27 protein-coding genes are annotated in these 26,373 nt (G+C 32.0%); 13 read left to right on the top strand and 14 right to left on the bottom strand.

Annotated features, from left to right (window positions below; genetic code table 11):
• Positions 1 to 62 precede the first annotated feature (62 nt).
• From JX000_RS02750 to JX000_RS02775, 6 genes are all read left to right on the top strand, one after another.
• The gene (locus tag JX000_RS02750) at positions 63 to 1,022 is read left to right on the top strand and encodes an LCP family glycopolymer transferase (RefSeq protein WP_454368050.1); all 960 of its coding nucleotides are present in this window, start codon (positions 63 to 65) and stop codon (positions 1,020 to 1,022) included.
• 275 nt (positions 1,023 to 1,297) lie between these two features.
• Positions 1,298 to 4,267 (top strand): formate dehydrogenase subunit alpha, encoded by a 2,970-nt coding sequence (fdhF, locus tag JX000_RS02755; protein WP_145505476.1) that lies wholly within the window; start codon positions 1,298 to 1,300, stop codon positions 4,265 to 4,267.
• Positions 4,252 to 4,722 carry a helical membrane plugin domain-containing protein gene (locus tag JX000_RS02760; protein WP_002450262.1) on the top strand — a complete coding sequence of 157 codons (471 nt, stop codon included), beginning with the start codon at positions 4,252 to 4,254 and terminating at the stop codon, positions 4,720 to 4,722. Before fdhF ends, JX000_RS02760 begins: the two co-directional genes overlap by 16 nt.
• Positions 4,723 to 4,895: 173 nt before the next feature.
• Positions 4,896 to 5,144 carry a hypothetical protein gene (locus tag JX000_RS02765; protein ID WP_002450263.1) on the top strand — a complete coding sequence of 83 codons (249 nt, stop codon included), beginning with the start codon at positions 4,896 to 4,898 and terminating at the stop codon, positions 5,142 to 5,144.
• A 27-nt stretch (positions 5,145 to 5,171) separates the two neighbouring features.
• Positions 5,172 to 5,948, top strand: a complete 777-nt coding sequence (locus JX000_RS02770) for an N-acetylglucosaminidase (protein ID WP_002450264.1) — start codon at positions 5,172 to 5,174, stop codon at positions 5,946 to 5,948.
• A 142-nt stretch (positions 5,949 to 6,090) separates the two neighbouring features.
• A complete protein-coding gene (locus JX000_RS02775) occupies positions 6,091 to 7,215 on the top strand; it encodes an FAD-dependent monooxygenase (protein ID WP_206140855.1) in 1,125 nt (374 codons plus the stop codon).
• A 55-nt stretch (positions 7,216 to 7,270) separates the two neighbouring features.
• Here the strand turns inward: JX000_RS02775 and JX000_RS02780 are convergent, their stop codons facing one another.
• The 5 genes from JX000_RS02780 to JX000_RS02800 all read right to left on the bottom strand — a co-directional run bounded on the left by JX000_RS02780 (position 7,271) and on the right by JX000_RS02800 (position 10,466).
• Positions 7,271 to 8,230: a 2-hydroxyacid dehydrogenase family protein gene (locus tag JX000_RS02780; protein ID WP_002450266.1), complete on the bottom strand. Its 960-nt coding sequence runs from the start codon at positions 8,228 to 8,230 to the stop codon at positions 7,271 to 7,273.
• A gap of 79 nt (positions 8,231 to 8,309) precedes the next feature.
• Positions 8,310 to 8,624, bottom strand: a complete 315-nt coding sequence (locus JX000_RS02785) for a DMT family transporter (protein ID WP_002450267.1) — start codon at positions 8,622 to 8,624, stop codon at positions 8,310 to 8,312.
• Entirely contained in the window at positions 8,624 to 8,956 is a 333-nt protein-coding gene (locus JX000_RS02790) for a DMT family transporter (protein WP_075778204.1), read from the bottom strand. The genes JX000_RS02785 and JX000_RS02790 overlap by 1 nt, the downstream gene beginning before the upstream one ends.
• 249 nt (positions 8,957 to 9,205) lie before the next feature.
• Positions 9,206 to 9,700, bottom strand: a complete 495-nt coding sequence (locus JX000_RS02795) for a CHAP domain-containing protein (protein WP_002450269.1) — start codon at positions 9,698 to 9,700, stop codon at positions 9,206 to 9,208.
• 322 nt (positions 9,701 to 10,022) lie between these two features.
• Positions 10,023 to 10,466 carry a DUF4870 domain-containing protein gene (locus JX000_RS02800; protein ID WP_002450270.1) on the bottom strand — a complete coding sequence of 148 codons (444 nt, stop codon included), beginning with the start codon at positions 10,464 to 10,466 and terminating at the stop codon, positions 10,023 to 10,025.
• A 390-nt stretch (positions 10,467 to 10,856) separates the two neighbouring features.
• On the opposite strand from JX000_RS02800, the gene JX000_RS02805 reads away from it, so the two are divergent.
• Together JX000_RS02805 and nhaC are read left to right on the top strand one after the other, a co-directional pair.
• Positions 10,857 to 11,927 (top strand): NAD/NADP-dependent octopine/nopaline dehydrogenase family protein, encoded by a 1,071-nt coding sequence (locus tag JX000_RS02805; protein WP_002450271.1) that lies wholly within the window; start codon positions 10,857 to 10,859, stop codon positions 11,925 to 11,927.
• A 65-nt stretch (positions 11,928 to 11,992) separates the two neighbouring features.
• Complete coding sequence (gene nhaC, locus JX000_RS02810; protein ID WP_002450272.1) at positions 11,993 to 13,387, top strand: Na+/H+ antiporter NhaC; 1,395 nt, start codon at positions 11,993 to 11,995, stop codon at positions 13,385 to 13,387.
• 428 nt (positions 13,388 to 13,815) lie between these two features.
• Here the strand turns inward: nhaC and JX000_RS02815 are convergent, their stop codons facing one another.
• Complete coding sequence (locus tag JX000_RS02815; protein WP_206140856.1) at positions 13,816 to 14,565, bottom strand: CHAP domain-containing protein; 750 nt, start codon at positions 14,563 to 14,565, stop codon at positions 13,816 to 13,818.
• 619 nt (positions 14,566 to 15,184) lie between these two features.
• Between JX000_RS02815 and JX000_RS02820 the strand changes: the two genes are divergently transcribed.
• The 4 genes from JX000_RS02820 to JX000_RS02835 all read left to right on the top strand — a co-directional run bounded on the left by JX000_RS02820 (position 15,185) and on the right by JX000_RS02835 (position 19,038).
• Complete coding sequence (locus tag JX000_RS02820; protein ID WP_206140857.1) at positions 15,185 to 17,158, top strand: helix-turn-helix transcriptional regulator; 1,974 nt, start codon at positions 15,185 to 15,187, stop codon at positions 17,156 to 17,158.
• A gap of 40 nt (positions 17,159 to 17,198) precedes the next feature.
• A complete protein-coding gene (locus JX000_RS02825; RefSeq protein WP_206140858.1) occupies positions 17,199 to 17,915 on the top strand; it encodes a transcriptional regulator, SarA/Rot family in 717 nt (238 codons plus the stop codon).
• 32 nt (positions 17,916 to 17,947) lie between these two features.
• Entirely contained in the window at positions 17,948 to 18,274 is a 327-nt protein-coding gene (locus JX000_RS02830; RefSeq protein ID WP_002450276.1) for a hypothetical protein, read from the top strand.
• A 422-nt stretch (positions 18,275 to 18,696) separates the two neighbouring features.
• On the top strand, positions 18,697 to 19,038 hold the full coding sequence (locus tag JX000_RS02835; protein ID WP_002465419.1) for a transcriptional regulator, SarA/Rot family: 342 nt from the start codon (positions 18,697 to 18,699) through the stop codon (positions 19,036 to 19,038).
• A 358-nt stretch (positions 19,039 to 19,396) separates the two neighbouring features.
• Here the strand turns inward: JX000_RS02835 and JX000_RS02840 are convergent, their stop codons facing one another.
• From JX000_RS02840 to JX000_RS02870, 7 genes are read right to left on the bottom strand one after another with little or no spacing between them, the layout of a single operon-like run.
• Positions 19,397 to 20,233, bottom strand: a complete 837-nt coding sequence (locus JX000_RS02840) for an urease accessory protein UreD (RefSeq protein ID WP_002450278.1) — start codon at positions 20,231 to 20,233, stop codon at positions 19,397 to 19,399.
• Positions 20,233 to 20,847, bottom strand: coding sequence for an urease accessory protein UreG (gene ureG / locus JX000_RS02845; protein WP_002450279.1), 615 nt, complete (start codon positions 20,845 to 20,847; stop codon positions 20,233 to 20,235). The genes JX000_RS02840 and ureG overlap by 1 nt, the downstream gene beginning before the upstream one ends.
• Positions 20,848 to 20,858: 11 nt before the next feature.
• Positions 20,859 to 21,548: an urease accessory protein UreF gene (locus JX000_RS02850; protein ID WP_049425414.1), complete on the bottom strand. Its 690-nt coding sequence runs from the start codon at positions 21,546 to 21,548 to the stop codon at positions 20,859 to 20,861.
• Positions 21,541 to 21,993: an urease accessory protein UreE gene (ureE, locus tag JX000_RS02855; RefSeq protein WP_002450281.1), complete on the bottom strand. Its 453-nt coding sequence runs from the start codon at positions 21,991 to 21,993 to the stop codon at positions 21,541 to 21,543. The genes JX000_RS02850 and ureE overlap by 8 nt, the downstream gene beginning before the upstream one ends.
• A gap of 14 nt (positions 21,994 to 22,007) precedes the next feature.
• Positions 22,008 to 23,723 carry an urease subunit alpha gene (gene ureC, locus JX000_RS02860; protein ID WP_145505463.1) on the bottom strand — a complete coding sequence of 572 codons (1,716 nt, stop codon included), beginning with the start codon at positions 23,721 to 23,723 and terminating at the stop codon, positions 22,008 to 22,010.
• Complete coding sequence (locus JX000_RS02865; RefSeq protein ID WP_075778745.1) at positions 23,723 to 24,130, bottom strand: urease subunit beta; 408 nt, start codon at positions 24,128 to 24,130, stop codon at positions 23,723 to 23,725. Before JX000_RS02865 ends, ureC begins: the two co-directional genes overlap by 1 nt.
• Before the next feature lie 13 nt (positions 24,131 to 24,143).
• On the bottom strand, positions 24,144 to 24,446 hold the full coding sequence (locus tag JX000_RS02870; protein ID WP_002465430.1) for an urease subunit gamma: 303 nt from the start codon (positions 24,444 to 24,446) through the stop codon (positions 24,144 to 24,146).
• A 269-nt stretch (positions 24,447 to 24,715) separates the two neighbouring features.
• On the opposite strand from JX000_RS02870, the gene yut reads away from it, so the two are divergent.
• Positions 24,716 to 25,630, top strand: coding sequence for an urea transporter (yut, locus tag JX000_RS02875; RefSeq protein ID WP_002450285.1), 915 nt, complete (start codon positions 24,716 to 24,718; stop codon positions 25,628 to 25,630).
• A 50-nt stretch (positions 25,631 to 25,680) separates the two neighbouring features.
• Here yut and JX000_RS02880 read toward each other — a convergent pair whose 3' ends face one another.
• A complete protein-coding gene (locus JX000_RS02880; RefSeq protein ID WP_206140859.1) occupies positions 25,681 to 26,370 on the bottom strand; it encodes an amino acid ABC transporter permease in 690 nt (229 codons plus the stop codon).
• Positions 26,371 to 26,373 lie beyond the last annotated feature (3 nt).

Below are 26,373 nucleotides of genomic sequence, written 5' to 3' on the forward strand. Positions count from 1 at the left end.
AAATATTTTTCTATTATATAATAATAAAGGTATATAGCATGTAAAGTAAATTTGGAAAAGGAATGATGGGTGTGCGGAGAGCAGAAAAAAATAGAATGAGTCTACCAGCTAAAATTTTAGTATGGTGTGTTGGTATATTATTTATATTAGCACTATTAGCAATGATATATGTCATTGCCAAGATATTTATTACTGGAGATAGGATACATAATCCGTTAAATAGAGATTATTCACATTTAAGAAATGGTAAAGTTAATTTGAAAAATGGTGATCCATTCACGATAGCATTATTTGGTGTGGATTCAGATGCTGAACGTAAAGCACAAGGTGGCGGTTCTCGTAGTGATACGATCATGATTTTATCTATCAATCCAAAAGAGAAGAAGACAGAGATTGTAAGTGTACCTAGAGATACTCAAGCTAAAATGGTTGGTAAGGGTACCACAGAAAAAATAGCACATGCTTATGCGTATGGTGGCCCTAACATGGCAGTTAATTCATTAGAAAAATTAATGAATGTTCCAATTGACCATTATGCAACGATTGATATGGATGGATTGCATGACATGATAGATACAATGGGTGGTATTGATGTTGTAAGTAACGATACGTTTACAACAAACGGAGTACATTTTGAAAAAGGCAAGAAAACGCATGTTAATGGTGAAGAGGCAATGAGCTTTATTAGAAGTCGTAATGAAGAAGGCGCAGGTGGAGATTTCGGTCGTCAAGAACGCCAACAACTCATTCTAGAAGCTATGGCCAATAAAATGACTAGTGCGTCATCTATTACACATTTTGCCCCGTTAATGAACGAAATACAAAAGAACGTTAAGACTGATTTATCATTAGGGGAACTAAATACGATTAGAAGTAAATATAAAGATGCTAATGATACAGTGAGTAGACATCAATTAGATGGTCAAGGCGGCATACAAGATGACGGATTATATTACTTTGTACCTAGCGATAGCTCACTTCAAGAGAACACGAATTTACTTAAAGACAATTTGAATTTATAACGATTTCAAAATAAATAATAACCAGTTTAAATTAAGGACAATAGCGATAGTTTAAAATCGTCGCTATTGTCTTTTTTTAATTCGATTATTTGTATTGGTTTAAATACTCACATTTAACAATCAATTAAATTTTAAAAATACTTAACATTGCATTGTTAAAGTTATACAATTAAACTGATTCTATCTATACATATATGTGTGGGGCATTTTAAATAGATGGAAGTTAGACATTATAACGTTAGCATATACGGAACTATATATAATGGGGTGAAAATATGAAAGAACATTTAATCGTCACTCTAGATGGTACAGATTATTTGGTTGAACCGGGTACCAACTTACTTGAATTTATACGTTCGAGAGATACGTTCGTACCAGCCATTTGCTATAACGAGTCAATGGGTCCAATTCAAACTTGTGATACCTGTACTGTAGAAATTGACGGCAAAATAGAAAGAGCTTGTGGCACAACGATTGATAGACCAATGACAGTCAATACAACGACGGATCATGTACAAGCATCTCAAAAAGAAGCATTAGATCGTATTTTAGAAAAACATATGTTGTATTGTACAGTATGTGATTATAACAATGGAGATTGTGAAATTCATAATACGATGGACGAGTGGGGGCTTCAACATCAAACTTATGAATATAAAGAAAAACCATATGAAAAAGATTATGGTCCATTCTATCGCTATGATCCAAACCAATGTATTTTATGCGGACGTTGTGTTGAAGCATGCCAAGATATTGAAGTAAACGAAACAATCAGTATTGATTGGGATCGAGAACATCCTAGAGTTATTTGGGATAATGATGTACCTATTAACGAATCATCATGTGTATCATGTGGCCAATGTGCAACAGTTTGTCCATGTAATGCCATGATGGAAGTCAATATGGAAGGTAACGCTGGCTATATGACTGATACTGAACCAGGTTCATTAGCTGCAATGATTGATTTAACTAAAAAGGCTGAGCCAGGTTACGGTCCATTATTTGCCATTTCTGATTCTGAAGCGGAAATGCGTAAAGAGAGAATCAACAAAACCAAAACAGTTTGTACATACTGCGGTGTAGGTTGCTCATTTGAAGTATGGACTAAAGATAGAGAAGTATTAAAAGTACAACCTTCACATGATTCTCCGGCTAATAAAATTGCATCATGTGTGAAAGGAAAATTCTCTTGGGGACATATTAATTCTGATCAACGTTTAACGAAACCACTTGTGCGTAAAGATGGTCAATTCCATGAAGTTGAATGGGAAGAAGCGTTAGATGTTATTACAAATAATTTCAAACAAATTAAAGACAAATATGACGCTGATCATTTGGCATTCATTTCCTCTTCAAAAGCAACAAATGAAGAGTCATATTTAATGCAAAAACTTGCACGACAAGTCATTGGAACGAATAATGTTGACAACTGCTCAAGATATTGCCAAGCACCAGCGACTAAAGGATTATTCAGAACTGTTGGACATGGTGGTGATTCAGGTAGTATTGAAGACCTTGAAAAAGCAGCAATGACTGTATTAATCGGAACAAATACTGCTGAGGCACACCCTGTTATCGCATCACGAATGAAACGAGCTCAAAAATTATTTGGTCAAAAATCACATGTATTTGATATTAGAAAACATGAAATGGCTGAACGTGCAGATGAATTTTATCAACCGAAACCAGGTACAGACTTAGTATGGTTAGGTGCTGTAACGAAATATATTATTGATCATGATCTGCATGACAAAGCATTCCTAGACGAATGGGTAGATGATTTTGAGAAGTATTATGAATCATTAGCACCATTTACGATGGCATTTGCAGAAGAAGCTACAGGCATCCCTCAATCACGTTTGATTAACTTTGCTAAAGAAGTAGCTAAAGCAGAATCAGTATCTATTTGTTGGGCAATGGGTATCACACAACAAGATATCGGAAGTGATTCAAGTACTGCCATTTCAAATTTATTACTCGTAACAGGTAACTATAGAAAACCAGGTACAGGTGCTTATCCGTTACGTGGTCATAACAATGTTCAAGGTTGTAGCGATATGGGTAGCATGCCTGACCAATTTACAGGTTATCAAAAAGTAGTTGATGATGATGTTCGTGCGAAATTCGAAAGAGAATACGGCGTCGAATTAAATAAGAAACCAGGTCGAGATAATCATCAAATGATTGAAGGTATTCATAATGGTGAAATTAATTCACTATATTTATATGGTGAAGATACAGGAATAGTTGATTCAAATATCAATTTCGTTCAAGCTGCCTTTGAAAAATTAGACTTTATGGTTGTTCAAGACGAATTCTTAACTTATACAGCAACTTATGCAGATGTTGTATTACCAGCAAGTCCATCACTAGAAAAAGATGGCACATTCACAAATACTGAACGTCGAATCCAAAGATTATATCAAGCACTCGATCCTAAAGGTGACTCTAAACCAGACTGGAAAATTTTCCAACTTATTGCAAATCGTTTAGGTTTTAACTGGAACTACAAACACCCTAGCGAAATTATGGATGAAATTGCACGTGTGACACCATTATATGAAGGTGTAAGTTACGACTTATTAGAAGGCTTTAATAGTTTACAATGGCCAGTGCATAAAGATGGCACAGATGAGCCATTACTTTATTTAAATGGATTTAACTTTGATAACGGTAAAGCAAAACTTTATCCGTTAACATTCGATAATTTCTTCAAAGAAGATGAAGTGTATGACTTACATGTTAATAACGGTAGATTATTAGAACATTTCCATGAAGGAAACATGACATATCAAACTGAAATGATTAAATATAAAGTGCCTAATGTCTTTGTAGAAATTTCACCAGAACTTGCTGAAGATAGAGGCATTCACGAAGGTGCACAAGTTAAATTAATTTCTGAAACTGGCGAAGCTACATTAACGGTACATGTTACTGACCGTGTTAGTGGTAAACAAATTTACATTCCATTAAATAATGATGCTTTAGAAAATGGTAATATGGGTGCAATCAACTTACTTACAAATAGTGATGTAGATCCATACACAGATACACCATCGTATAAACGCACAAGTGCAAGAATGGAAGTGATTACTAAACGTGGTAAATCACCACTAAACCCAACCAACTTCCGTGTAGATAAACAACGTAATCCACAATATAGTGTCAGAGTTGATAAAAAATGGGCGCGTCCAGACTATATTTTCCCAGGAAATCAGGTGAATGACTCATGGCAGAAAGAATAACTCAAATTAAACGCATGGAAAAGTCAGATGAACAAGTCAAAGCAGATAATCTCAATGAAGTATTAGATGCAATATCTGAGAATAAAGATAGTATCATGAAAGCAATTCGATTAGTTAAAGTTTTAGACGAAGCGAAATTATTAGATGCACTATCTGGTGGTATTAAAGGTAGACAAGTCATTATTAATAAATTTGCAGTCGAATTAAATAAAGATATTTATACTGGATTATTATCTAATATGGCATCTTTAGTATTTTTACTTGGCGACTTAAATGTTAAAGACTTAAGCGAGATGCTTAATAGACTTAATAAAGGTATGCATGTAGCTAATCAAGCAAGTAGCCATTCCAAAACGAATGTTCGGAGCTTGCTAGGGGTTCTTAAAGATGATGATATGAATAGAAGTATCACATATATGCTTAATTTATTAAAAGGTATGTCTCGAGAAGACTAGAAATAAGAAGAGGTCAGAACAAACAACTTTTGATGAACAGTCTTTGTCAAAAGCGTGTCGGATAAGTCATTTTCCGTCACAAGTTCTGACCTTATTTCTTTATGTCGACATAAACAATTTAAATCATGTATCATGGTAGGATAAGTATTATTATAAGTGAATAGAGGTGTCATATGATTAATCCCAATATATTAAAGGCTATGGCTATCGTATCTAATGTTTTATTAGTAATTGGAATCATCTTTTTAATCATGTTGAAGTTGATATTAGCTATTACATTTTTTGCGGTATCGTTGGCTATTAGTTTAGTAATATTTAATGTGCTATTTCGTGATAGAACAGGTATGAAGATCGCAATTAATGTGTCATTCTTTATTGTTGTCATAGCAATTGTAATCGCATATGTCATTTTATCTAAATAGATATAAATAAATAGGAGCTTTTATTGAATGAAGAAATTGAGTAAAGCCCGATTAAGTACTATTATCATCATCTTACTTTTGATCATTTTCGGTATACTGTATATCATTTTTGATACTAATTTATTTAATAATGATAAACGTGTGTCATTTAATGAAGCAGTCTCACGCCAACAAAATAAAGGTGTACTAAATATGAAAGAAGATCATGGTGAGTTTAAAAAAGCAAATGAAGCGGATATCAAAAAGGCTATGGCGATTCATCATAGCGATAATAAACTCAAATATATGGATATTTCTGAAAAAGTACCGATGTCAAAGGAAGAAGTTAATAAAATGCTTAAAGGGAAAGGCGTTTTAGAGAATCAAGGGCAAAGTTTTATAGATGCTCAAGAAAAATATGAAGTTAATATTATTTACCTAATCAGCCATGCAATTGTGGAAACTGGAAATGGTGACTCTGAATTGGCGCATGGTATCAAAGATGGTAAACACAATTACTATAATTTTTATGGTATCGGAGCATTTGATGAGAATGCGGTGCATACTGGTAAAAGTTATGCTAAAAAGGAATCATGGACATCGCCACGGAAAGCGATTTTAGGTGGGGCAAAATTTGTAAGAAATCAATACTTTGAAAATCAACAAATCTCACTTTATCAAATGAGATGGAATCCGAAAACACCAGGACAGAATCAATATGCTAGTGACATCCACTGGGCTGATAATATAGCAAAAATAATGAAGAAATATTATGAGCAATTTGGAATCAAAAAGGACAAAATTCGCAAAGATTATTACATTTAAACATAGAGAGAGAAGAGTATCTGCTTGTAAGAGAGCAGCATACTCTTTTTATTGTGGCAAACATATCTTTAGGTTACTCAATTTTGTAAATGTATGAGATGTGATAAAATATATAAGAATCACAATGTTGAGGTGGAATCATATGAAAATCGCAATTGTCGGTGCAGGAATCGGTGGATTAACAGCGGCTGCACTACTAGAAGAACAAGGTCATCAAGTTAAGATATTCGAAAAAAATGATGCAATAAGAGAATTAGGTGCAGGTATAGGTATAGGTGACAATGTCATTCAAAAATTACACAACCACGATTTAGCGAAAGGTATTAAAAATGCGGGTCAGAATTTAACATCAATGCAAACACTTGATGAGTATAACAAACCATTGATGACTGCTCATTTAAAGCGAGATACACTTAATGTTACATTATCTCGTCAAACACTAATTAGTATTATTCAATCTTATGTACAACAAGATAGTATTTATTTAAAACATGATGTAACAAAAATAGATAATAGTAATTCCAAAGTTATACTTCATTTTAAGGAACAAGAAAGTGAAGCCTTTGATTTATGTATTGGTGCAGATGGCATACATTCAACGGTTAGAGAAGCTATTGATAGTCAAAGTAAGATTCAATATCAAGGTTATACATGCTTCCGTGGGTTAGTCGATGATATTCATTTAGATGAAACGGATGTCGCTAAGGAATTTTGGGGTAAACAAGGACGCGTTGGTATTGTTCCATTAATTGATAACCAAGCATATTGGTTTATAACAATCAATGCCAAGGAAAGAGATGCTCAATACCAATCATTTGGTAAGCCGCATTTACAAGCACGATTTAATCATTATCCTAATGTTGTAAGACAAATTTTAGATAAACAAAGTGAAACTGGTATTATATTAAACGATATTTATGATATGAAACCGCTAAAGTCTTTTGTCAAAGAGCGTACTATTTTACTAGGTGACGCAGCACATGCAACAACACCTAATATGGGTCAAGGCGCAGGGCAAGCCATGGAAGATGCCATTGTCTTAGCGAATTGTTTAAAATCATATGACTTTAATGAGGCATTAGAAAGATATGATAAATTAAGAGTAAACCATACAGCAAAAGTGATTAAAAAATCACGTAAAATTGGTAAAATTGCGCAATATCATAACGGTTTAATGATTAAATGCAGAAATGCAATGATGAAAATATTACCGAATAAAATTGCTTCAAACCAAACTAAGTTTCTTTATAAATCAAAGGAAAAATAATATGTAAGTAAAAAGGCAATCCAAATCACATTATTGATTTGGATTGCCTTTTTTATTATTGAGGATTAACTATGAATTGCGGCGTTTTACCGTTTAATTTTTTAATCGTATCATTTGCCACAATTTTAGCCATCATATCTCTTGCTTCAAATGTTGCGTTACCAATATGTGGTGTAAGTACAACATTTTTGAATGATTTTAATTCATCTGTAATTTTAGGTTCAAATTCATATACATCTAATGCTGCACCTTCAATTTCTTGCTCTTTTAAGGCTTTGACAAGTGCTTGTTCATTGATAATTGGACCACGACCGGCATTGACAATATATGCCGTAGATTTCATTTTTTTGAATTGTTCAGTATCAATTAAGTGGTGTAAATCAGGATTATAGGCAGCATTAATAGTGATGAAGTCTGCATTTTCAAGTAATGTATCTAAATCCACATATTTAGCGCCGATATCTCTTTCTTTTTCCTCTTTACGATGAGGACCAGTATATAAAACATCCATATCGAATGCACGTGCACGTTTTGCAACTGCGCCACCAATTTCTCCTAAACCAATAATGCCGATGGTTTTCTCAGAAACTTCTCTACCTCTAAAGAATAGAGGTGCCCAACCATCAAAGCCCTTAGTACGAGATAATTCATCACCTTCAACAATACGTCTTGCGACACTTAAGATAAGACCAATGGTTAAATCAGCTGTAGCATTAGTTGAAGCTTTCGGTGTGTTTGTCACGTCAATACCTTTTTCACGTGCATAGTCTATATCTACATTATTAAAACCTGCACCATAGTTCGCAATAATTTTTAGATTTTTACCACTATCGATAACATCTTTATCTACATTAGTTGATAATAAACTTACTAATGCAGTGGCATCTTTGACACCATTAATCAGTGCTTCTTTACTAATTAATCCTTCATCATTGTACATTTCTACTTCGAAATGTTGTTTGAGAAGGTTTAAACCAACCTCTGGAATTGCGCCTGCGATAAATACTTTTTCCATCCTAATCACTCCTTTTATCAACAGTATATATAAAGATAATATACTAAACAATGAATAAACATATTAGATGAATTGCATATTAATTGATTAAACGTAATCCTATGACTGATCCTAGTATAAGTAGAATACAAAGGACTCGCATGATATTTTTTGATTCATGATAAAAAATCATACCAATAATCGTACCTCCAGCTGTACCTATACCTGTCCAAATGGCATAAGCAGTCCCCATAGGAATATCTATCATTGATAGTTTTAATGTACTAAAACTACAAATAAAGGCAATGCCAATGAGTAAAATGAAAATTTTATGTTTAGTTCTAGACCATTCATTCATTAATATAACACCAATCACTTCTAAACAACCTGCTATTAATAGATACACCCAAGCCATTAATTGCGACCTCCTTCAACATCATCCGTTGTAGAAAGTTTCAAACCTATAATACCTAATATTAATAATGTTACTAATAATATTTTCATAAATGTAAAAGGTTGATTGAAAAATAGCATATCAACAATAACTGTACCAGCAGCTCCGATACCCACGAATATCGCATATACCGTTCCAACAGGTAAAGATTTTGTAGCATCGATGACGAGATAAAAGCTTAAAATGATAAAGCTAAGTGTAAATAACCAACTGAATATTGAATCAGCATTATTCAGTCCAGTAACCCATATGATTTCAACTAGTCCTGCTAGAATGACTTTTAACCATTTCAATGTAACGGTCCTCCTTATCAAATAACAATAAGAATATTCTCTCAAATTTAAAGATATAGGGCAAAGTTTGAAATTGATGTCGTTAAGATACATTTTCAAAATAAGCTTTATTATATATGTATTTCAATATTAAGGAAGCATATTCTAAAAAAGAATGTGAATAGGGGGAATAATTTATAGAAAGAAAAAAGCCTGTAAATGCTTAATTAAAAGCATCTACAGACTTTAAATGTCTATTTCATATATGAATTAGATATGAATATAATTATATGAGCTTGCTTCACCTGCAGAAATAGTACGTGTACTTACTGAGAAAGGTCCACCGCTATAGTTCATTTCAGACACTGTAACTGAACCGTCAGAACCAACGCTTTCAACATAAGCAACGTGACCATAGCCACCTGCTGATGATTGTAAAATTGAACCAGCTTTTGGTGTGTGGTTTACAGTGTAACCAGCTTGTTGTGCAGCTGATGCCCAGTTTCTAGCGTCTCCCCAAGTTGAACCAACTTTTCCACCAACTTTGTCATAAACGTACCAAGTACATTGACCAGCTGTATATAAGTTACCAGAAGCAGATCTTTCTGATGTAGTATTGCTAGTAGATGTTTGAGTTGTATTATAATTATATGATTGATTATTAGATTGATTAAATTCTGCAGCATCTGCGTGATGATCAGTTGTACCGAAATATGCAGCGCCAATGCCTGCTGTTAATGTAGTAATAGTTGCGATTTTTTTCATGATAAATATCCTCCCGAATTTTGTTTGGTTTTATTATGTAAGAAGATACGGCGTAGCGAACCGGACATCATCTTCATTTACCAATTTAAGTTTTATCGTTTTTACGACAAGAGTAACTTTAACAGAAAATCATCATCTTGTGCGGAATGTTACATCATCGTAATTAAATTAAAAAAACCATGACGCTCGTTGTAATAATCGAGTATCATGGTAATAAAAGTTTGTAGCGCTTACAAAGTGCATCTACACTGATTTATAATTAATTTAATATATGACCAACAATCATAAATATTACAAAGAGTTGTAATAAATGAATTATAGATTATTTGAAAAATCTAATACTAAGTGGAATTAGGTATTCATTGCCATTATAGTATTTAACACATGCAATAATAGTAAAAATAAATGAAACAAAGGCTAAAATCATCATAATAATAAAGCCAATGAAATAAATAATAAAACCTACAGTCATAGAGGTATCAGTACCCATACTTAATCCGATAAAAAATGGAACTAACATAACAACTAATATAATTATTGTCCAAATTGTATAGGAAATAACAAAGTTTAAGTAATTTTTACCAGCTTTATTGACGAAACGAGATTCTTTATGTTTGATTATCCAAATGATAAGCGGACCAATAAAACCACTGAATAAACTTAATAAATAGATTAACATAGCCATTAATCGAGATTCTTGGTTATCTGAATCAACTACTTCAGATGTTTGATCATGTAAAACATCATTCTGATTGTACTCTGTCATGCTATTACCTCCATTTTATATGTAAAATAAATTTATTACTTCTTTACTATATCAAACAATTATAAATTGATAAATAAGTTTTTAGATTTACTTATAACATGATATACGTTATTGTTCATTTAAAGGTTTAATTCATTTAAAATAAGGATATATAAAATTATTACAAGTTCATGAGTTGAAAGTTAGTGAGACGCTAATCAAGTTGAATTCAAATATTCAAACGTCATTGTCCAATTAAAAATGATTGTTACATTTTCAATTATGATTTTACACGTAGGATTTGTAGCAAGATTGAAAAATAGGGTGGGACTAAGAAATCTTTTTAATAAAAGTCATTTCAGTCCCGCTTTTTTAATGAAAGAAAATGATTAAGAAAGAGAGAGGATTTTAATGAAAATAGCAATTATTGGTTCTGGTAATGGTGCTGTTACAGCTGCACTAGATATGGTTGATAAAGGTCATAAGGTTAAATTATATTGTCGTAACCAATCTCTAGAAAAATTCAATAAAGCAATAGAAAAAGGCGGATTTGATTTTAACAATGAAGGAGAAGAAAAATTCATACAGTTCACAGATATTAGTGATGATATTGAATATGTGATGAAGGATGCAGATATTATACAAGTTATTATTCCATCTTCATTCATTGAATATTATGCAAAAGTGATGTCTTATCATGTCACAAATGATCAACTTATATTCTTTAACATTGCTGCATCAATGGCATCTATACGCTTTATGAATGTGCTTGAAGATAGACATATTGATGTAAGGCCTCATTTTGCAGAAGCAAATACATTAACGTATGGAACACGCGTTGATTTTAATGAAGCACGTGTAGATTTATCGTTGAATGTGCGTAGAGTATACTTCTCTACATTTAATCGAGAAGAATTAAATGATAGTTATGATAAAGTATCACAAATTTATCCCAACTTAGTTAAAGAGGAAAGCTTGCTTAAAACAAATCTCGAAAATGGTAACCCAGAGGTACATCCAGGGCCAACGTTATTAAATGTTGGACGCATTGATTATGCAGATGAATTCTCACTGTATAAAGAAGGAATTACAAAACATACAGTTCGTCTACTTCACGGTATTGAATTAGAACGACTAAATCTAGGACGTAAATTGGGATTTGAATTAGAAACTGCTAAAGAATCTAGAATTCAAAGAGGTTATTTAGAACGTAAAGATGAAGATGAACCATTAAATCGTTTGTTTAATACGAGTCCAGTATTCTCCCAAATTCCTGGCCCAAATCATGTAGAAAATAGATATTTAACAGAAGACATTGCATATGGCTTAGTACTATGGTCTAGCTTGGGACGTGTCATTGATGTACCAACACCTAATATTGATGCAGTGATTGTCATTGCTTCTACTATTTTAGAACGTGATTTCTTTGAAGATGGTCTAACAGTTGAGGAACTAGGATTAGATAAATTAGATTTAGAATAGTGATTTAAAAATAATGAAAGGAAAAAGGTCTTGTTTCAAAAAGAAAAATAAAGGGGTTTAGATATATGAAAAGACAGCCAACTTTTTTAGAGTCTATATCTACAATTATTGTCATGGTCATTGTAGTAACAACAGGATTTGTTATTTTTAATATACCTATTCAAGTTTTATTACTTATCTCTTCAGCTTATGCAGCGTGCATTGCTTATAGGGTAGGCTTACGTTGGGAAGATTTGGAAGAGGGGATATCAAAACGCTTAAATACAGCTATGCCCGCGATTTTTATTATTTTAGCAGTGGGTATTATTGTAGGTAGTTGGATGTTCTCTGGTACTGTACCTGCACTAATTTATTATGGTCTTAATTTTTTAAATCCGAGTTACTTTTTAGTTTCTGCTTTTATCATTAGTGCAATTACGTCAGTAGCCACTGGTACGGCTTGGGGGTCAGCATCAACTGCTGGTATTGCATTAATATCAATCGGAAACCAATTAGGTATTGAAGGTGGCATGGCTGCAGGCGCTATTATTGCTGGTGCGGTGTTTGGTGATAAAATGTCACCACTATCAGATACGACAAACTTAGCCGCATTAGTGACAAAAGTAAATATCTTTTCACATATTAGATCGATGATGTGGACGACGATACCTGCTTCCATTATTGGATTAATCGTTTGGTTTTTTGCAGGATTAAAATATCAAAGTCATACGAATCCTAAGCAAATTAAGCAATTACTTAATGAATTAACACAAGTGTACAACATTAACTTGTTTGTATGGATTCCATTAATCGTGATTATAGTGTGCTTACTATTAAAAATTTCTACAGTTCCTGCGATGTTAATATCAAGTTTAAGTGCGCTTTTAGTAGGGACATTTAACAACCATTTCAATATTGTTGATGGTTTTAAAGCAACATTTAATGGTTTTAGTCATACGATGGTCAATCAAAGTCATGTTTCAAATAGCGTCAAATCACTCATCGAACAGGGTGGCATGATGAGTATGACTGAAATTATCGTGACCATTTTCTGTGGTTATGCATTTGCTGGTATCGTTGAAAAAGCCGGTTGTCTAGATGTTTTATTAAAAACAGTATCAAAAGGTGTGCATTCGGTTGGTACACTTATCTTAGTAACTGTCGTATGTTGTCTTATGTTAGTTTTTGCAGCTGGTGTAGCATCTATCGTTATTATTATGGTAGGGGTACTAATGAAAGAAATGTTCGAAGAGAGACATTTATCCCAAACTGTATTATCTCGAACATTGGAAGACTCAAGTACAATGGTATTACCGCTAATACCATGGGGAACATCAGGTATATACTATGCTCATCAATTGAATGTCAGTGTTAACGACTTCTTTATTTGGACAATACCTTGTTATATATGTGCAATCATTGCCGTTATTTATGGTTTTACAGGAATAGGAATTAAAAAAATTAATAAAAGTGAAGTTTAAATTAATGAAAATGTGGAAAGTATTAAATATGTTAAAACAATTACATAGATATAAATTGTAGCGATTATATCTGAAAGATGTTTTAACTGATAAATATCCTTCTAATTAGAGTAGTGATTGAGTTTTGTAGCGGAATTTAATCGTGAAATATTAGACTAAACGAATTCTTTTAAACAACATTTAATAAATTGCCAATTATTATGTAGAAAAAGCGAATCAAGAAAGATTATTTGAATTTGTTTGTAACCAATGAACCGGGTAAGGTTGTAGCGATGTTACCTGGTTTACTTGGTTATTAACGAGACAGTCTTTTAGATATTTGTCTCAATTAAATCGTTAATATAATAGTTGCAATCATATAAAGAAACCGAGTATAACATTCACAAATTTGTGAATGTTATACTCGGTTTTTGAATGTAATTAAAATATTAGTGAATATAGTTATATGAACCAGCTTGGCTAGCTGAAATAGTACGTGATGTTACAACACCAGGACCATGTCCATAGTTCATTTCTGAAACGCGAATTGAACCGTCACTATTAACACTCTCAACGTAAGCGACATGACCAAATCCACCTTGATTTGTTTGTAAAATAGCACCTGCTGCTGGACGATTATTTACAGTGTAACCTGCAGCTGCTGCAGCGTTTGCCCAGTTATTAGCGTTACCCCAAGTTGAACCAACTTTTCCACCTACACGGTCATATACATAATATGTACATTGTCCAGCAGTGTATAAGTTACCTCCATTTGAAGTTGCTCTTGATAATGAAATACCATTTGAAGATGGTGCAGATGTTGCAGTTACATGTACGTTATGGCTTGTTGCTGAATAACTTGCACCTAAACCACCTGTACGTTGTGGTGTGTTATAAGATTGAGTGTTATACCCATAATCATAATTATTATAATTGTAGTTATTGTAATTGTTGTAAGCTTGAGTATTGTAACCATAATCGTAGCTGTTATTATGATTTACTTTGTCTGGGCTCCAGTTACCTTGCCAAGTGTAGTGGTAGTTACCTTGTTGATCGATTGTGTATGAATAGCTATATGAAGTTGGATCATTTGGGTTATATCCACCATTATTATTCTCTGCTGCTTGAGCATCATGGTTTGCAAAAGCGAAAGTAGCGATTCCTGCAGTAGCGATTGTAGCTGTAGCGATTTTTTTCATTTGATAAATATCCTCCAATTTATTTTTATAATTTTAATAGCATGTAAGCTATGTTTTTAAGTAATTGAATTCGTTCTTAACGACAAGCAATACTTTACCAAAAAAAATTGGATTTGTGGGCGTTGTTATGGATTTGTAATTTTTTGCTAATATTGTTACACAACTTAAATTAAAAATAATAGGGCAAAGATTTTGTTAAAATATGATGGTTAAGCTATTTATTGAATGAAATTAAAATATTACGAAAAAATGTGTTACATATCTGTAAACTTACAGAAAATTTAAATTGTATTATATTTTAAAGGATGAATAATAAATTAAAGCGTGGGACAGCATCATTTAATATTACATGTAAAAAGTTTACTAATCTTGATAATATGATTGGCCTCATCAAGGGATAAAATATATAGAAAAATGGATAAAGTAACAATTAGTCTAAAACATGCTATTTTAATATAAATAAAAATTGATATAATTTTTAAAAGAATTGATACTATAGGATGTTAAATCAGTATAAAATTGACTGTGAAGATAGAGGTTATCTAATTAAGAGATATTTATTAAATCAATACATAAAGTTATATGGATGATGTTATTGTAAGCAGCGTGAGGAAACAACATGATAGAAAACTATTCAGTCCGAATATTTCAGAATTTAATTATAAATAATAGCAAAGAATCAAATATCAAACTTATTTATTGGTTAAAAGGGACAGGTAAAGTGTTCATTAACTTAAAAGAATATGAGTTATGTCCTGGGCGTGTTTTACTCGTTATGATGAATGATGTATATCAAATTAAAAGTGAAAACCAAGCTATAGCATGCTTAATAGAAGTTTCAACTAAGGATTTCTTAAGATTCGTAACCCACCGTACAAGATTAGAAGGTGGAGAAATACAAACGGCGAATTACTCGAAAATTATTGATTTAATAGCAAAGCTAATTGAATTAAAATGTATAAACCAAACAGAAGAAATGATGATTGATAAAGTTATCAAATACTTATGTATTGAATTATGCTCAATCGCCTCAGATATAAAGGAAAAGCAAGGCGTGTCACTTATTTCAGAACCTATTCATAATTATTTAGTAGACAACCACTCAAGAAAAATAAATAAAAATGAATTAGTGAATGCAACAAATGTGCCAAGCCATCAATTAACTCAAATGTTTCAACATACACCTTATTATAGTTTTAACCAATATTTAAATCATATTAGACTTAAATTTTGTTTGATTGACATTTTATCAACAGATCAATCAATCGAGTATATTGCTATAAAACACGGATTTAATCATTATTCTAGGTTTATAAAGCTATTTAAAGATGCTTACGGTCAAACTCCCAAATTAATTAGAAAACAATATATAGAGACATCTATCTCTAATAATCAAACGAAAGAAATTAAATTGGACGAGAGTATATTAAGACTTTTAAACCACGTTAATAAAGATAAACAACATACATCTATGTTCATCGATATTGACTTTCCATTAAATCAACAGTGTAGGGCGGTTCTCCCTTATCACTTGTATATAGAAATAAATAAATTAATGACACTTAGTCATTTTGATTTGTTGAAATTAAAAGAAAAATTGAATTATAGATGTAATCCTATTCATATCATTATAGAAGTCGAATTCAATTTACTTATAAAGCAAATTAAAGTATTTGAAGGTCATTTAAATCAACTTTTGAAGATGCTAAATGATGTTAATATGATTCCCGTTTATAAAATTAAAACAGAACAGTCAGAGAAATTGACTTCATTGGAAAAAATAGCTATCCAGAAATTGATTAAAATATTGTTTAATATAACGAGGCGTTTTAAAAATGAAAAATTAGAATTTTTAATTCAAGGGTGCAATATTGATGGAATTAAAACGTTTAAACAATTATTGCATTTATATTTTGATGATTATCTTTTAATTTGGGCTCCTAATCACCACCACTTAAAGCAGCTTCATAGAGTGGAAAGTCTAGTGGATATGATTATGGTACCTTTAAATCATATGAGAGAGTTAAATTTAAATAACAATGAAAATTTAATGATTAGCAATTTAATACAGGATAATCATACAAGTTTTATCAAACAATCGGATTTTAAACATTTTAAGGAAATTTTTAATCAACTAAAAAATATTAATTCTGTTTATTTACATTGGGATGATATAGACATGAAAGATATACAACCATCTCAATTTACAAGCGCGCTTTCTACTTTATTTTTATTAGATGCATACAATCAATTGCGTGGTAATGTTATTTATGAGAATGATTACTTGATAGTGTCACATTATAGAAATGAATATCAGTGTATTGCACTCTTAGATATACCTATGACTAAAAATCCTAATATTGATGTTGTTCAATTAAATTTCGCAAATATAACTAATATCAATCATGCTGAAATTAACATGATAGACTATCAAACTTTTATGAAGTCAATTAAAGGAGATAGGCAATTAATCACCAGTGAGGTAAAAACAGAAAATTTATATTGGATTGGTGAAATTTGTAAAAGAGAAACAGGCGAAAACATTATACAACTTCCAAGTATAACAATTGTTCATATTAATATTTTAGTTTAGTTAATGACGTATGGCTGGTATGAAAAGGGGAAGGTTTATCATGTCAAATGTAAAAATAGAGCTCTTTATTGCACACTACATGATTATTAAAGGAGCAAATGATTATTTAAAATATTCATACCATTTAACACTTGATCATATTAAATTACTTTATTTCTTAGTCAACGAGAATAACAACGAGAAATATATTGATCTTAACCATCTTACAAAGTTCGAACAGAAAACAAAGATACTACAAATGTTAAAATACTTATACCAACATCATTGGATATTGAAAGAACGTAAGGATGAAGACCAGCGCAAACTGAGTATTACCATAACTGAATTACAAAAAGAAAAAATACATTTTTTGTTTAGTGAACTACTTGAGATCATCAGTTCTAATCAATTAATAATAAATGCTAGAACAAAACATTCTATTCAGTATTATATAACCTGTAATGAAATGATGAGTTATATTAATCAATGCCTAAATGAATATAATCTTACAATAGAAGAACTATATGTGTTAGCGACTTTACTTATTAATGAAAATGAAATGACGATAAAGTATATGAGATATCAAACGCAAAGAGGCGTTGGAGCTTTAAGCCCAAATATAAAAAAAATGAAACAAAAAGGGTATATAATAAAAGAAAGATGTGTTGAAGATGAACGGTCTATCATACTTAAAATAAAACATTGTAATATGAGCTTAGTAGTTTCTATTATCGAATCATGTTACGAAATTTTAAAAGAGGGAATTAAAGATATATAAATAAGTGAGTAAAAGATAGAAGGAGTTTGTGTATGATTTTAGATAATGTCAATCCTAATGATTTATTTCCAACAGAGAAGAAAGGTCCTTCAGTATTAGGAATTATGGATTACCAAGTTCAAGGACAATCTCAATTTGAGGGTGCATTTATAGCTACATCTGAGCGTTTAATTATGAATGTAGATATGAATGGTCAATTCTATTATAGAAATATTGGTTACGATGAAGTTAACAATATTGAATTCGATGGTGAAACAATTTTATTTGAGTTTAATATTGGCCAAATTCCAATGCATGATTTTAAATCTAACGATGTTCAAGCGTTTGTAGATTTCGTAAAAGAAAAAATACAAGCTTAATCGAACATATTTATGAAGTATTTGAATTAGATATTAACAATACTGTTAATTATATATAACGATATGCCATTACAATTCGCATTATTATGGCATATCGTTATTTTTATATTTATATTGCTTGCCAATTTATTATTTTTAAAAAACCAACTAATCAAATAGGAATTATAAAATATTTAAAATATACACTTTCAGAATAAGTGGTAAAATTGTGATATATTTAATTTAATAACCTTGAAAAAAGTTAAATAAATGTTTGAGAAAAGAAATAAATATATAAATGCAAATTCGAGTAATAAAATTATTGAATTTTTAAACTTGTTTGTTTAAAATGAACTTTGTAACATGGGTGGAGATCAATTCAGTAAGATGAAATTATGTGAACCTTGCTACAACAAGATGTGCATCAGAGGAGTGGTTTTAGAATGGCAAAAATAAAAAATATTAATGATTTAGTTGACGCTACATTTCAAGTGAAAAAATTCTTTAGAGATACTAAAAAGCAATATAATCTTAACTATGAAGAAATTTATATTCTGAATTACATATTAAAAAGTGAATCTAATGAAATATCGTCTAAAGAAATTGCAACATGTTCTGAATTTAAACCATATTACTTAACTAAAGCATTACAAAAATTAAAAGAGTTAAATTTATTATCTAAAAAGAGAAGCGTGCATGACGAACGTACAGTAATAGTTTTTGTTACAAAAGAACAAAAGGATAAAATTAAGCAACTCATTGATGAATTAGAACAATATATCTAAGTGACTTGTTTTATTATATTTTATATTTAATGGTTCAAATTCAGATAATTAATTGTGATGGAAAGTAAGTTTTGGAATTGAGTAAGAAAGTGGAGCATTAGTTGTTACGCTTTTATCGTGTAGCTAGGGAATTATAGGTGTTTATCATTATAAACTTATTGGAAAATGGGTGTGTTTCAAGGTTAATGAATGTTTTCTTATTGTAGATACGATAAAAATGATCCATTAACCACAAACTGAATAGCATCTTAATTACATAATTTAGCTTCGCCCCTTATTTTTCAAATAAAGAAAGGCTTGGTTACCAAATGGCAACCAAGCCTTTTTAAATTTTAATCATTTTGACACTTGATTCATATTAATATTTTCTTAAGAAATTTAAATTTCTATCATACAGCATATTAGCGATATAAGCTTGAACTGTTTCAAGGATCTTTTCAATATACTGTGTACGGTTAGATAAAATTCTAATCGATAGCCCGTGTGTTGGTAATTGTGAAATGCCAAGTCGACAATTTAATTCTTTCTCAAAATGTTTAATTTGATCATAAACCTCATCGATAAATCTTTGATTTACATTAGGATGAATAAAATAAGCTGATCCTAAATGAGTATAATTTTCCATATAACCAATAGAATCTATTGAATTTTTTTCGGGATTTAACATAAGGTTATCATAAGTTACTAATTCATCATCAATGTATATTTCATTTACTAAATGCATATATTTATAAGAAAAATTTTTATCTTCTGATGAGTAGCCAGGTGTAAGGATATCGGTATAAAACATGGCACTTGTTTGATCTAAGTCAAAGCGATTGTATTGATAAAATTTAGCATTTTCATATGCAATAATTGGATCTGCAATATATTCCATGTATGCGTTTGGTTTTAAATGGAATGTTTGATATTGTTCAACTCGGTCGTTTAATGTTTTATAAATTTTGGTTGCACCTTGAGAAGTCAACGTGACACTTGCATTATCTTCAATATTGAAATTCATTGAATAACGGTCACCGTCTAGATAACCTCCACCTACGTTAACAATATAGAAAGTAGGGATGTTTGATCCGTTTAAATATACAGGACGAATAACCTTTAATGCTTTTTCAAAAAAGATATCACGTGCAACTGAACGACTGCCATTATTAAATACGGTTAAATCAAGTTGACCTGTCCAAGCTTGTTGAGACATTACGATAATCCTTTAAGTAATGTATCTCGTTCAATCCACTCAATCACTTCATCAAGACCTTCATCTGTTTTCAAGTTAGTAAACGCGAATGGTCTGTCGCCTCTAAATACTTTTGTATCTTCAGCCATTTGTTCTAATGACGCGCCAACATGTGGTGCTAAATCCGTTTTATTGATGATGAAGAAGTCTGATTTAATCATACCTTGTCCACCTTTACGAGGGATTTTTTCACCTTGAGCTACGTCAATGATATAAATTGAAAAATCAACAAGTTCAGGACTGAATGTCGCTGCTAAGTTATCGCCACCAGATTCAATAAAGATTAGTTCAATATCATCATTACGTTCTAATAACTCATCAATAGCAGCAAAGTTCATAGAAGCATCTTCACGAATTGCTGTATGAGGGCAACCGCCTGTTTCAACACCGATAATTCTATCTTCAGGTAAGACACCTGTATTAACTAAGATTTTTTCATCTTCTTTTGTATAAATGTCATTTGTTATAACGCCGATACTCATGTCTTTAGATAAACGTCTGACTACTTTTTCTATTAATTGGGTTTTACCTGCACCAACAGGACCACCAATTCCAATTTTAATTGGTTCAGTCATACTGATACCTCCTATGAAATAAAGATTCTTACATTAACATTTTCATGTTCCATTTGGTTTAATTCTAAACCAGGTGCTGTCATACCAAAGTCGCTTTCATCAAGTGATAAAATATGATTTCTCGTTTCTTCTATATATGACACCATTTGTGTAACCACTTTTTGACCCGCTGTTTGTCCTAAAGGGATAGCTCTCACTGCATTTTGTGTTAAACTTGATACATTTTGATAAAGGTAATAATCAATGATTGTTTCTATATCAACACCTAAGTGATAGCCAAGCATAGTGAAGCAAATAGCTGGATGTAATTTGGCTTTTTTACTTTTCATTTGTTCATGATACCAATTAATCCATTCGCTATCGTATAATTCCATCGCTAATTTCACCATACGAGTTCCCATTTGTTTTGCACCAACACGTGTTTCTTTAGGAATACTTTGTACGAATATAAGTTGATCCATACGTAAAATCTTATCTAAGTCATTTGCTTCAAGAGCTTCATAAACGATTCTCATCGCAAGACCATCCGAATACGTTAGTTGTTCATTTAAAAATAGTTTTAACCATTGCACAAAAGTGACATCATTATTGACTGATTCACGTTGTATATAGGTCTCTAATCCGAATGAATGGCTGAAAGCACCCGTCGGAAATTGTGAATCACAGAACTGAAATAAACGTAAATTTTGATGATCAATCATGAGAATGACCTATATGTCTAAATGCTTGATTTACTTTTCTATCTTCGTGACTATATGGAATGCCTAAAGATTTTAGTAAATCTTCAACAAGATAGTCATATTGAACTAACATTTCAGTTTCTGTGAACTGTGCTGGTAAATGACGGTTACCAAGTTGATGGGCGATATCTCCCATTTCTTTTAAATTACGTGGTTTAATCACTAATAAATCTTCAGAATTAACATCTACGATAATCATATTGGTTTCATCTTGATATAAAATATCACCATATTGTAAGTCGATAGGTTGTTTTAATCGGATACCTAATTCGTTACCGTGATCTGTTTTAACACGTTGAATACGTTTAACTAGATCAGAATTTTCTAGATAAACTTTCTCAACATGCTTATTTTTTTCTTCAGCTGATAAATTGGCTATATTGCCTTGAATCTCTTCGATAATCATTAATTTGCATCCTCCTAGAATAAGAAGTATCTTTGAGTTAATGGTAACTCAGTTGCTGGTTCACTTGTAATTTTTTCCCCATCAACATAAACTTCATATGTTTGTGGATCAACATCTAATTTAGGTGTCGCACTGTTATTCTTCATATCTGCTTTAGTCAAGTTACGGATATTTTTAACAGGTCTTACCATACGTTGTAAATTAAGTTGTCTGTAAATACCATTTTCATAAGCAGTATTAGAGACAAATGTCATAGCTGTATGAGTAATATTACCGCCATATTGTCCATACATTCTACGATATTTCATAGGTTCTGAGGTTGGGATAGAACCATTAGCATCACCATTAACTGCTACATTTATTAAACCGCCTTTTACTACAAGCTCAGGTTTAACACCAAAGAAAGCAGGATCCCATAATACTAAGTCAGCTAATTTACCAGATTCAATTGAACCAACATAGTCAGAAATGCCATGTGTAATAGCAGGGTTAATTGTATATTTCGCAATATAACGTTTAATACGATTATTATCGTTATACTCTGAATCGCCTTCTAATGGACCACGTTGTTCTTTCATACGATGAGCAGTTTGCCATGCACGCGTGATGACCTCACCGACACGTCCCATCGCTTGTGAGTCAGAACTAATCATACTGAAAACACCCATATCTTGTAATACATCTTCAGCAGCAATGGTTTCTTTACGAATACGTGAGTCTGCAAATGCAATATCTTCTGGAATTGAAGCATTTAAATGGTGTGTAATCATAACCATATCTAAATGCTCATCTACAGTATTATGTGTATAAGGTAGTGTAGGGTTAGTAGATGAAGGTAAAATATTTGAATAAGAAGCTGATTTAATTAAGTCTGGTGCATGTCCGCCACCAGCGCCTTCAGTATGATACATGTGTAAGACACGATTATTGACAGCTTTCATTGTATCTTCCATAAATCCAGATTCGTTTAATGTATCGGCATGAAGTGCAATTTGAACATCGAATTCATCTGCTACGTCTAACGCATGACTTAATGCTGATGGTGTAGCACCCCAGTCTTCATGCACTTTTAAGCCAATGACACCCGCGTGTATTTGTTCGATAAGTGCTGTATGATTGACTGCTTGACCTTTACCTGTGAAACCAACATTGATAGGTAATGCTTCTGCAGCTTCTAACATACGATGAATATGCCAAGGGCCAGGTGTTACAGTTGTTGCTTTTGCACCTTCTGAAGCACCAGTACCACCACCGATATGTGTTGTAATACCGCTTTCTAAAGCAACTTCGGCTTGCTCAGGATTGATAAAGTGAACATGAGTATCGATACCACCAGCTGTTACGATTTTTCCTTCAGCAGAAATGATATCTGTTGTACTACCGATGATGATATTCACATTATCCATAATGTCTGGATTACCCGCTTTACCGATTGCAAAAATATAGCCGTTTTTAATTCCGATATCCGCTTTAACAATCTTGTCATAATCGATAATCATTGCGTTCGTTAAAACTAAATCGGCTACATTTTTATCATCACGAGTTACGTTAGGATTCTGTGCCATACCATCACGAATAGATTTCCCACCCCCGAAAGTAGCTTCGTCACCATAATTAGCATAATCTTTCTCAACTTCTGCAAATAGGTTAGTATCACCTAATCTTACAGCGTCACCAACGGTTGGACCGTATAAACTTGTGTATTGTGATTGTGTCATTTTAAAGCTCATTATTTCGTACCACCTTTTTTATTGACATTATCATGGCCTTCGTCATTGAATACGCCTGCATATTTATCGTCTTCGCCAGTTGGACGATATACACGGGAACCATCGATTGGACCATTTACAAATCCGCGGAAGCCATAAATTCTACGATTACCTGCATACTCTACAAGTTGGACTTGTTTGACATCTCCAGGTTCAAATCTGACAGCTGCACCAGCAGGAATATCTAAATGTTTACCGTAAGCTTTGTTGCGTTCAAAGTCCAAAGCTAAGTTAGCCTCAAAAAAGTGGAAATGTGAGCCTATTTGAATAGGGCGATCTCCAGTGTTTTTTACTTCAAGTACCGTTTCTGGTGAATTTGGATTAATTTCAATATCTGTATTTTTAATTCTAATTTCTCCAGGAATCATATTAACGTCCTCCTTAAACTATTGGATGATGGACAGTGATTAATTTAGTTCCATCTGGGAATGTTGCTTCGATTTCGATTTCAGTAATCATACTTGCAACACCATCCATTACATCTTCTTCATTTAAAATTGTTTTACCAAAGCTCATTAATTCAGCTACTGTTTTTCCATCTCTTGCGCCTTCTAATAATTCGTCACTAATTAAAGCCAGTGCTTCTGGATGGTTTAGTTTAAGGCCTCGTGCTTTTCTGCGACGAGCAACTTCTGCAGCCACAACAATCATTAATTTATCTTGCTCTCGTTGTGTAAAATGCAAAATAATCCCTTCTTTCAAATATTTATAATTGCAAAATAAACTTGCAAATTTTATATTAGGACGATTTTTAATAATTAACAAGTATAATGAGTCGATAAGTTTCAAATTTTAAATAAAAGGCACAAAATATTTGATTTTTAGAATGCAATTATAAAAAACATTTAATTTTATTAATACGTATATTATATAAAAAGAGTAAATAACATATTTATACACATTTTTTAAAAAGTGATGTATCATGATAATTATGAAATTAGGGGGCATATGTCATGAAAGCAGTAAGTATTATTTTAAAGAATATATCCCAAGTGTTATTAATTAATAATCATTACACAGGATTATTAGTGTTAATTGCTTTATTTATTGGTAATTGGAAAGTGGGATTAAGTGCACTCGTTGGAAGTATAATCGCATATGTATTAGCGCCACATGTTAACTATTCCGAACAAGAAATTAATGATGGTTTAGCGGGTTTTAGTCCAGTGTTAACTGCCATTGCATTAACTTTGTTTTTAAATGAAAATTGGGCAGGTATTTTGATAACGATTGTGGCTACTGTGTTAACTTTACCAATTGGTTCAGCTATTAGAGAATGGTTAAAGCCTTATGGTATAGCAATGTTAACAGCACCATTTGTTATTGTAACTTGGTTTGCTATTTCAATATCAGAACAAGTGAGAGCGGTCAAAACACCGTTGAATATTATTCCGGGAACTGTAGAATCCATTGTGAAGAACCATAGTTCTGAACATGTAAATATCATTAAAACCACTTTAGAAGGATTTAGTGAAGTGTTTATCTTACCTAGTATATGGGCAGGTTTGCTCATATTAATTGGGATCTTAATCGATTCTAGAAAAGCAACGGTATATGCCATTTTAGGTAATGTACTCGGTTTTGTTATTGTAGCTATGTTAGGTGGTAATGTGAATGACATTAATCAAGGTTTATTTGGTTATAATTTAATATTAACAGCAATAGCATTAGGTACCACATTCAAGACGAGTATCAATACATATTTCTCAACATTCCTCGGTTTATTATTAACTGTTTTATTGAATTTAGGTTTGAATACAATGCTTGAACCCATTGGTTTGCCATCATTGACGATGCCATTTATTCTAGCAACATGGATCATGTTATTTGCTGGTCGTCCTCATAGAGAGATTGAGAACAAGAATTAATTAAAAACTCTGGTGCACGCTTATTAAAAAGCGCGTTCCAGAGTTTCATTTTATGACACTAAATAATGGGTTGTATGGAGTTCTAACTTATGGAAGATGAGCTCAATAATAATCGCTAATGCCCAATAAAATATTGCAGCGACAGTATAAACTGGTACAAATTGATAGCCTTCATTAGCCATTTCAGTACTAATTGCCATTATTTCTGTTACTTGGACAGAGAAAGCAAGGGAAGTCCCTTTTAATAACATAATAAATTGGTTTTCAATATTAGGTAGTGCATATCCAAATGCTTGTGGAAATACAATACGTCGATAAACATTCCATTTTGATAATCCTACAGTTTGTGCGGCTTCAATTTGCTTTGTATCTACTGAAAGTAAACCACCTTTAATTGATTCGGATAAGTAAGCCGTTGCATGTAATGAAAAAGTGATAGCTGCAATCAATAAAGGAGGGACCATATCTGGATTCATAGATGTATGACATATGTCGTTAAACCAAAGAATGAATGCTGGGACGCCATAATAAAACACAAATAATTGTACTATTAATGGTGTACTTCTAAAAAATGAATTATAGATAACTACAAATTGAGATAGTACAGGAATTTGATGTAAACGAATCAGAGCAAATATGGATCCAATTAGTATACCTACACACATGGCAATTAAAGTTACTGCTAAAGTGTTAGGTACACCTTTTAAAACTTCAATAATAGTATGGAAAATAAAAGTCACTTG

The sequence above is a fragment of the Staphylococcus sp. SB1-57 genome, assembly GCF_017086425.1.
Lineage (GTDB): Bacteria > Bacillota > Bacilli > Staphylococcales > Staphylococcaceae > Staphylococcus > Staphylococcus warneri_A.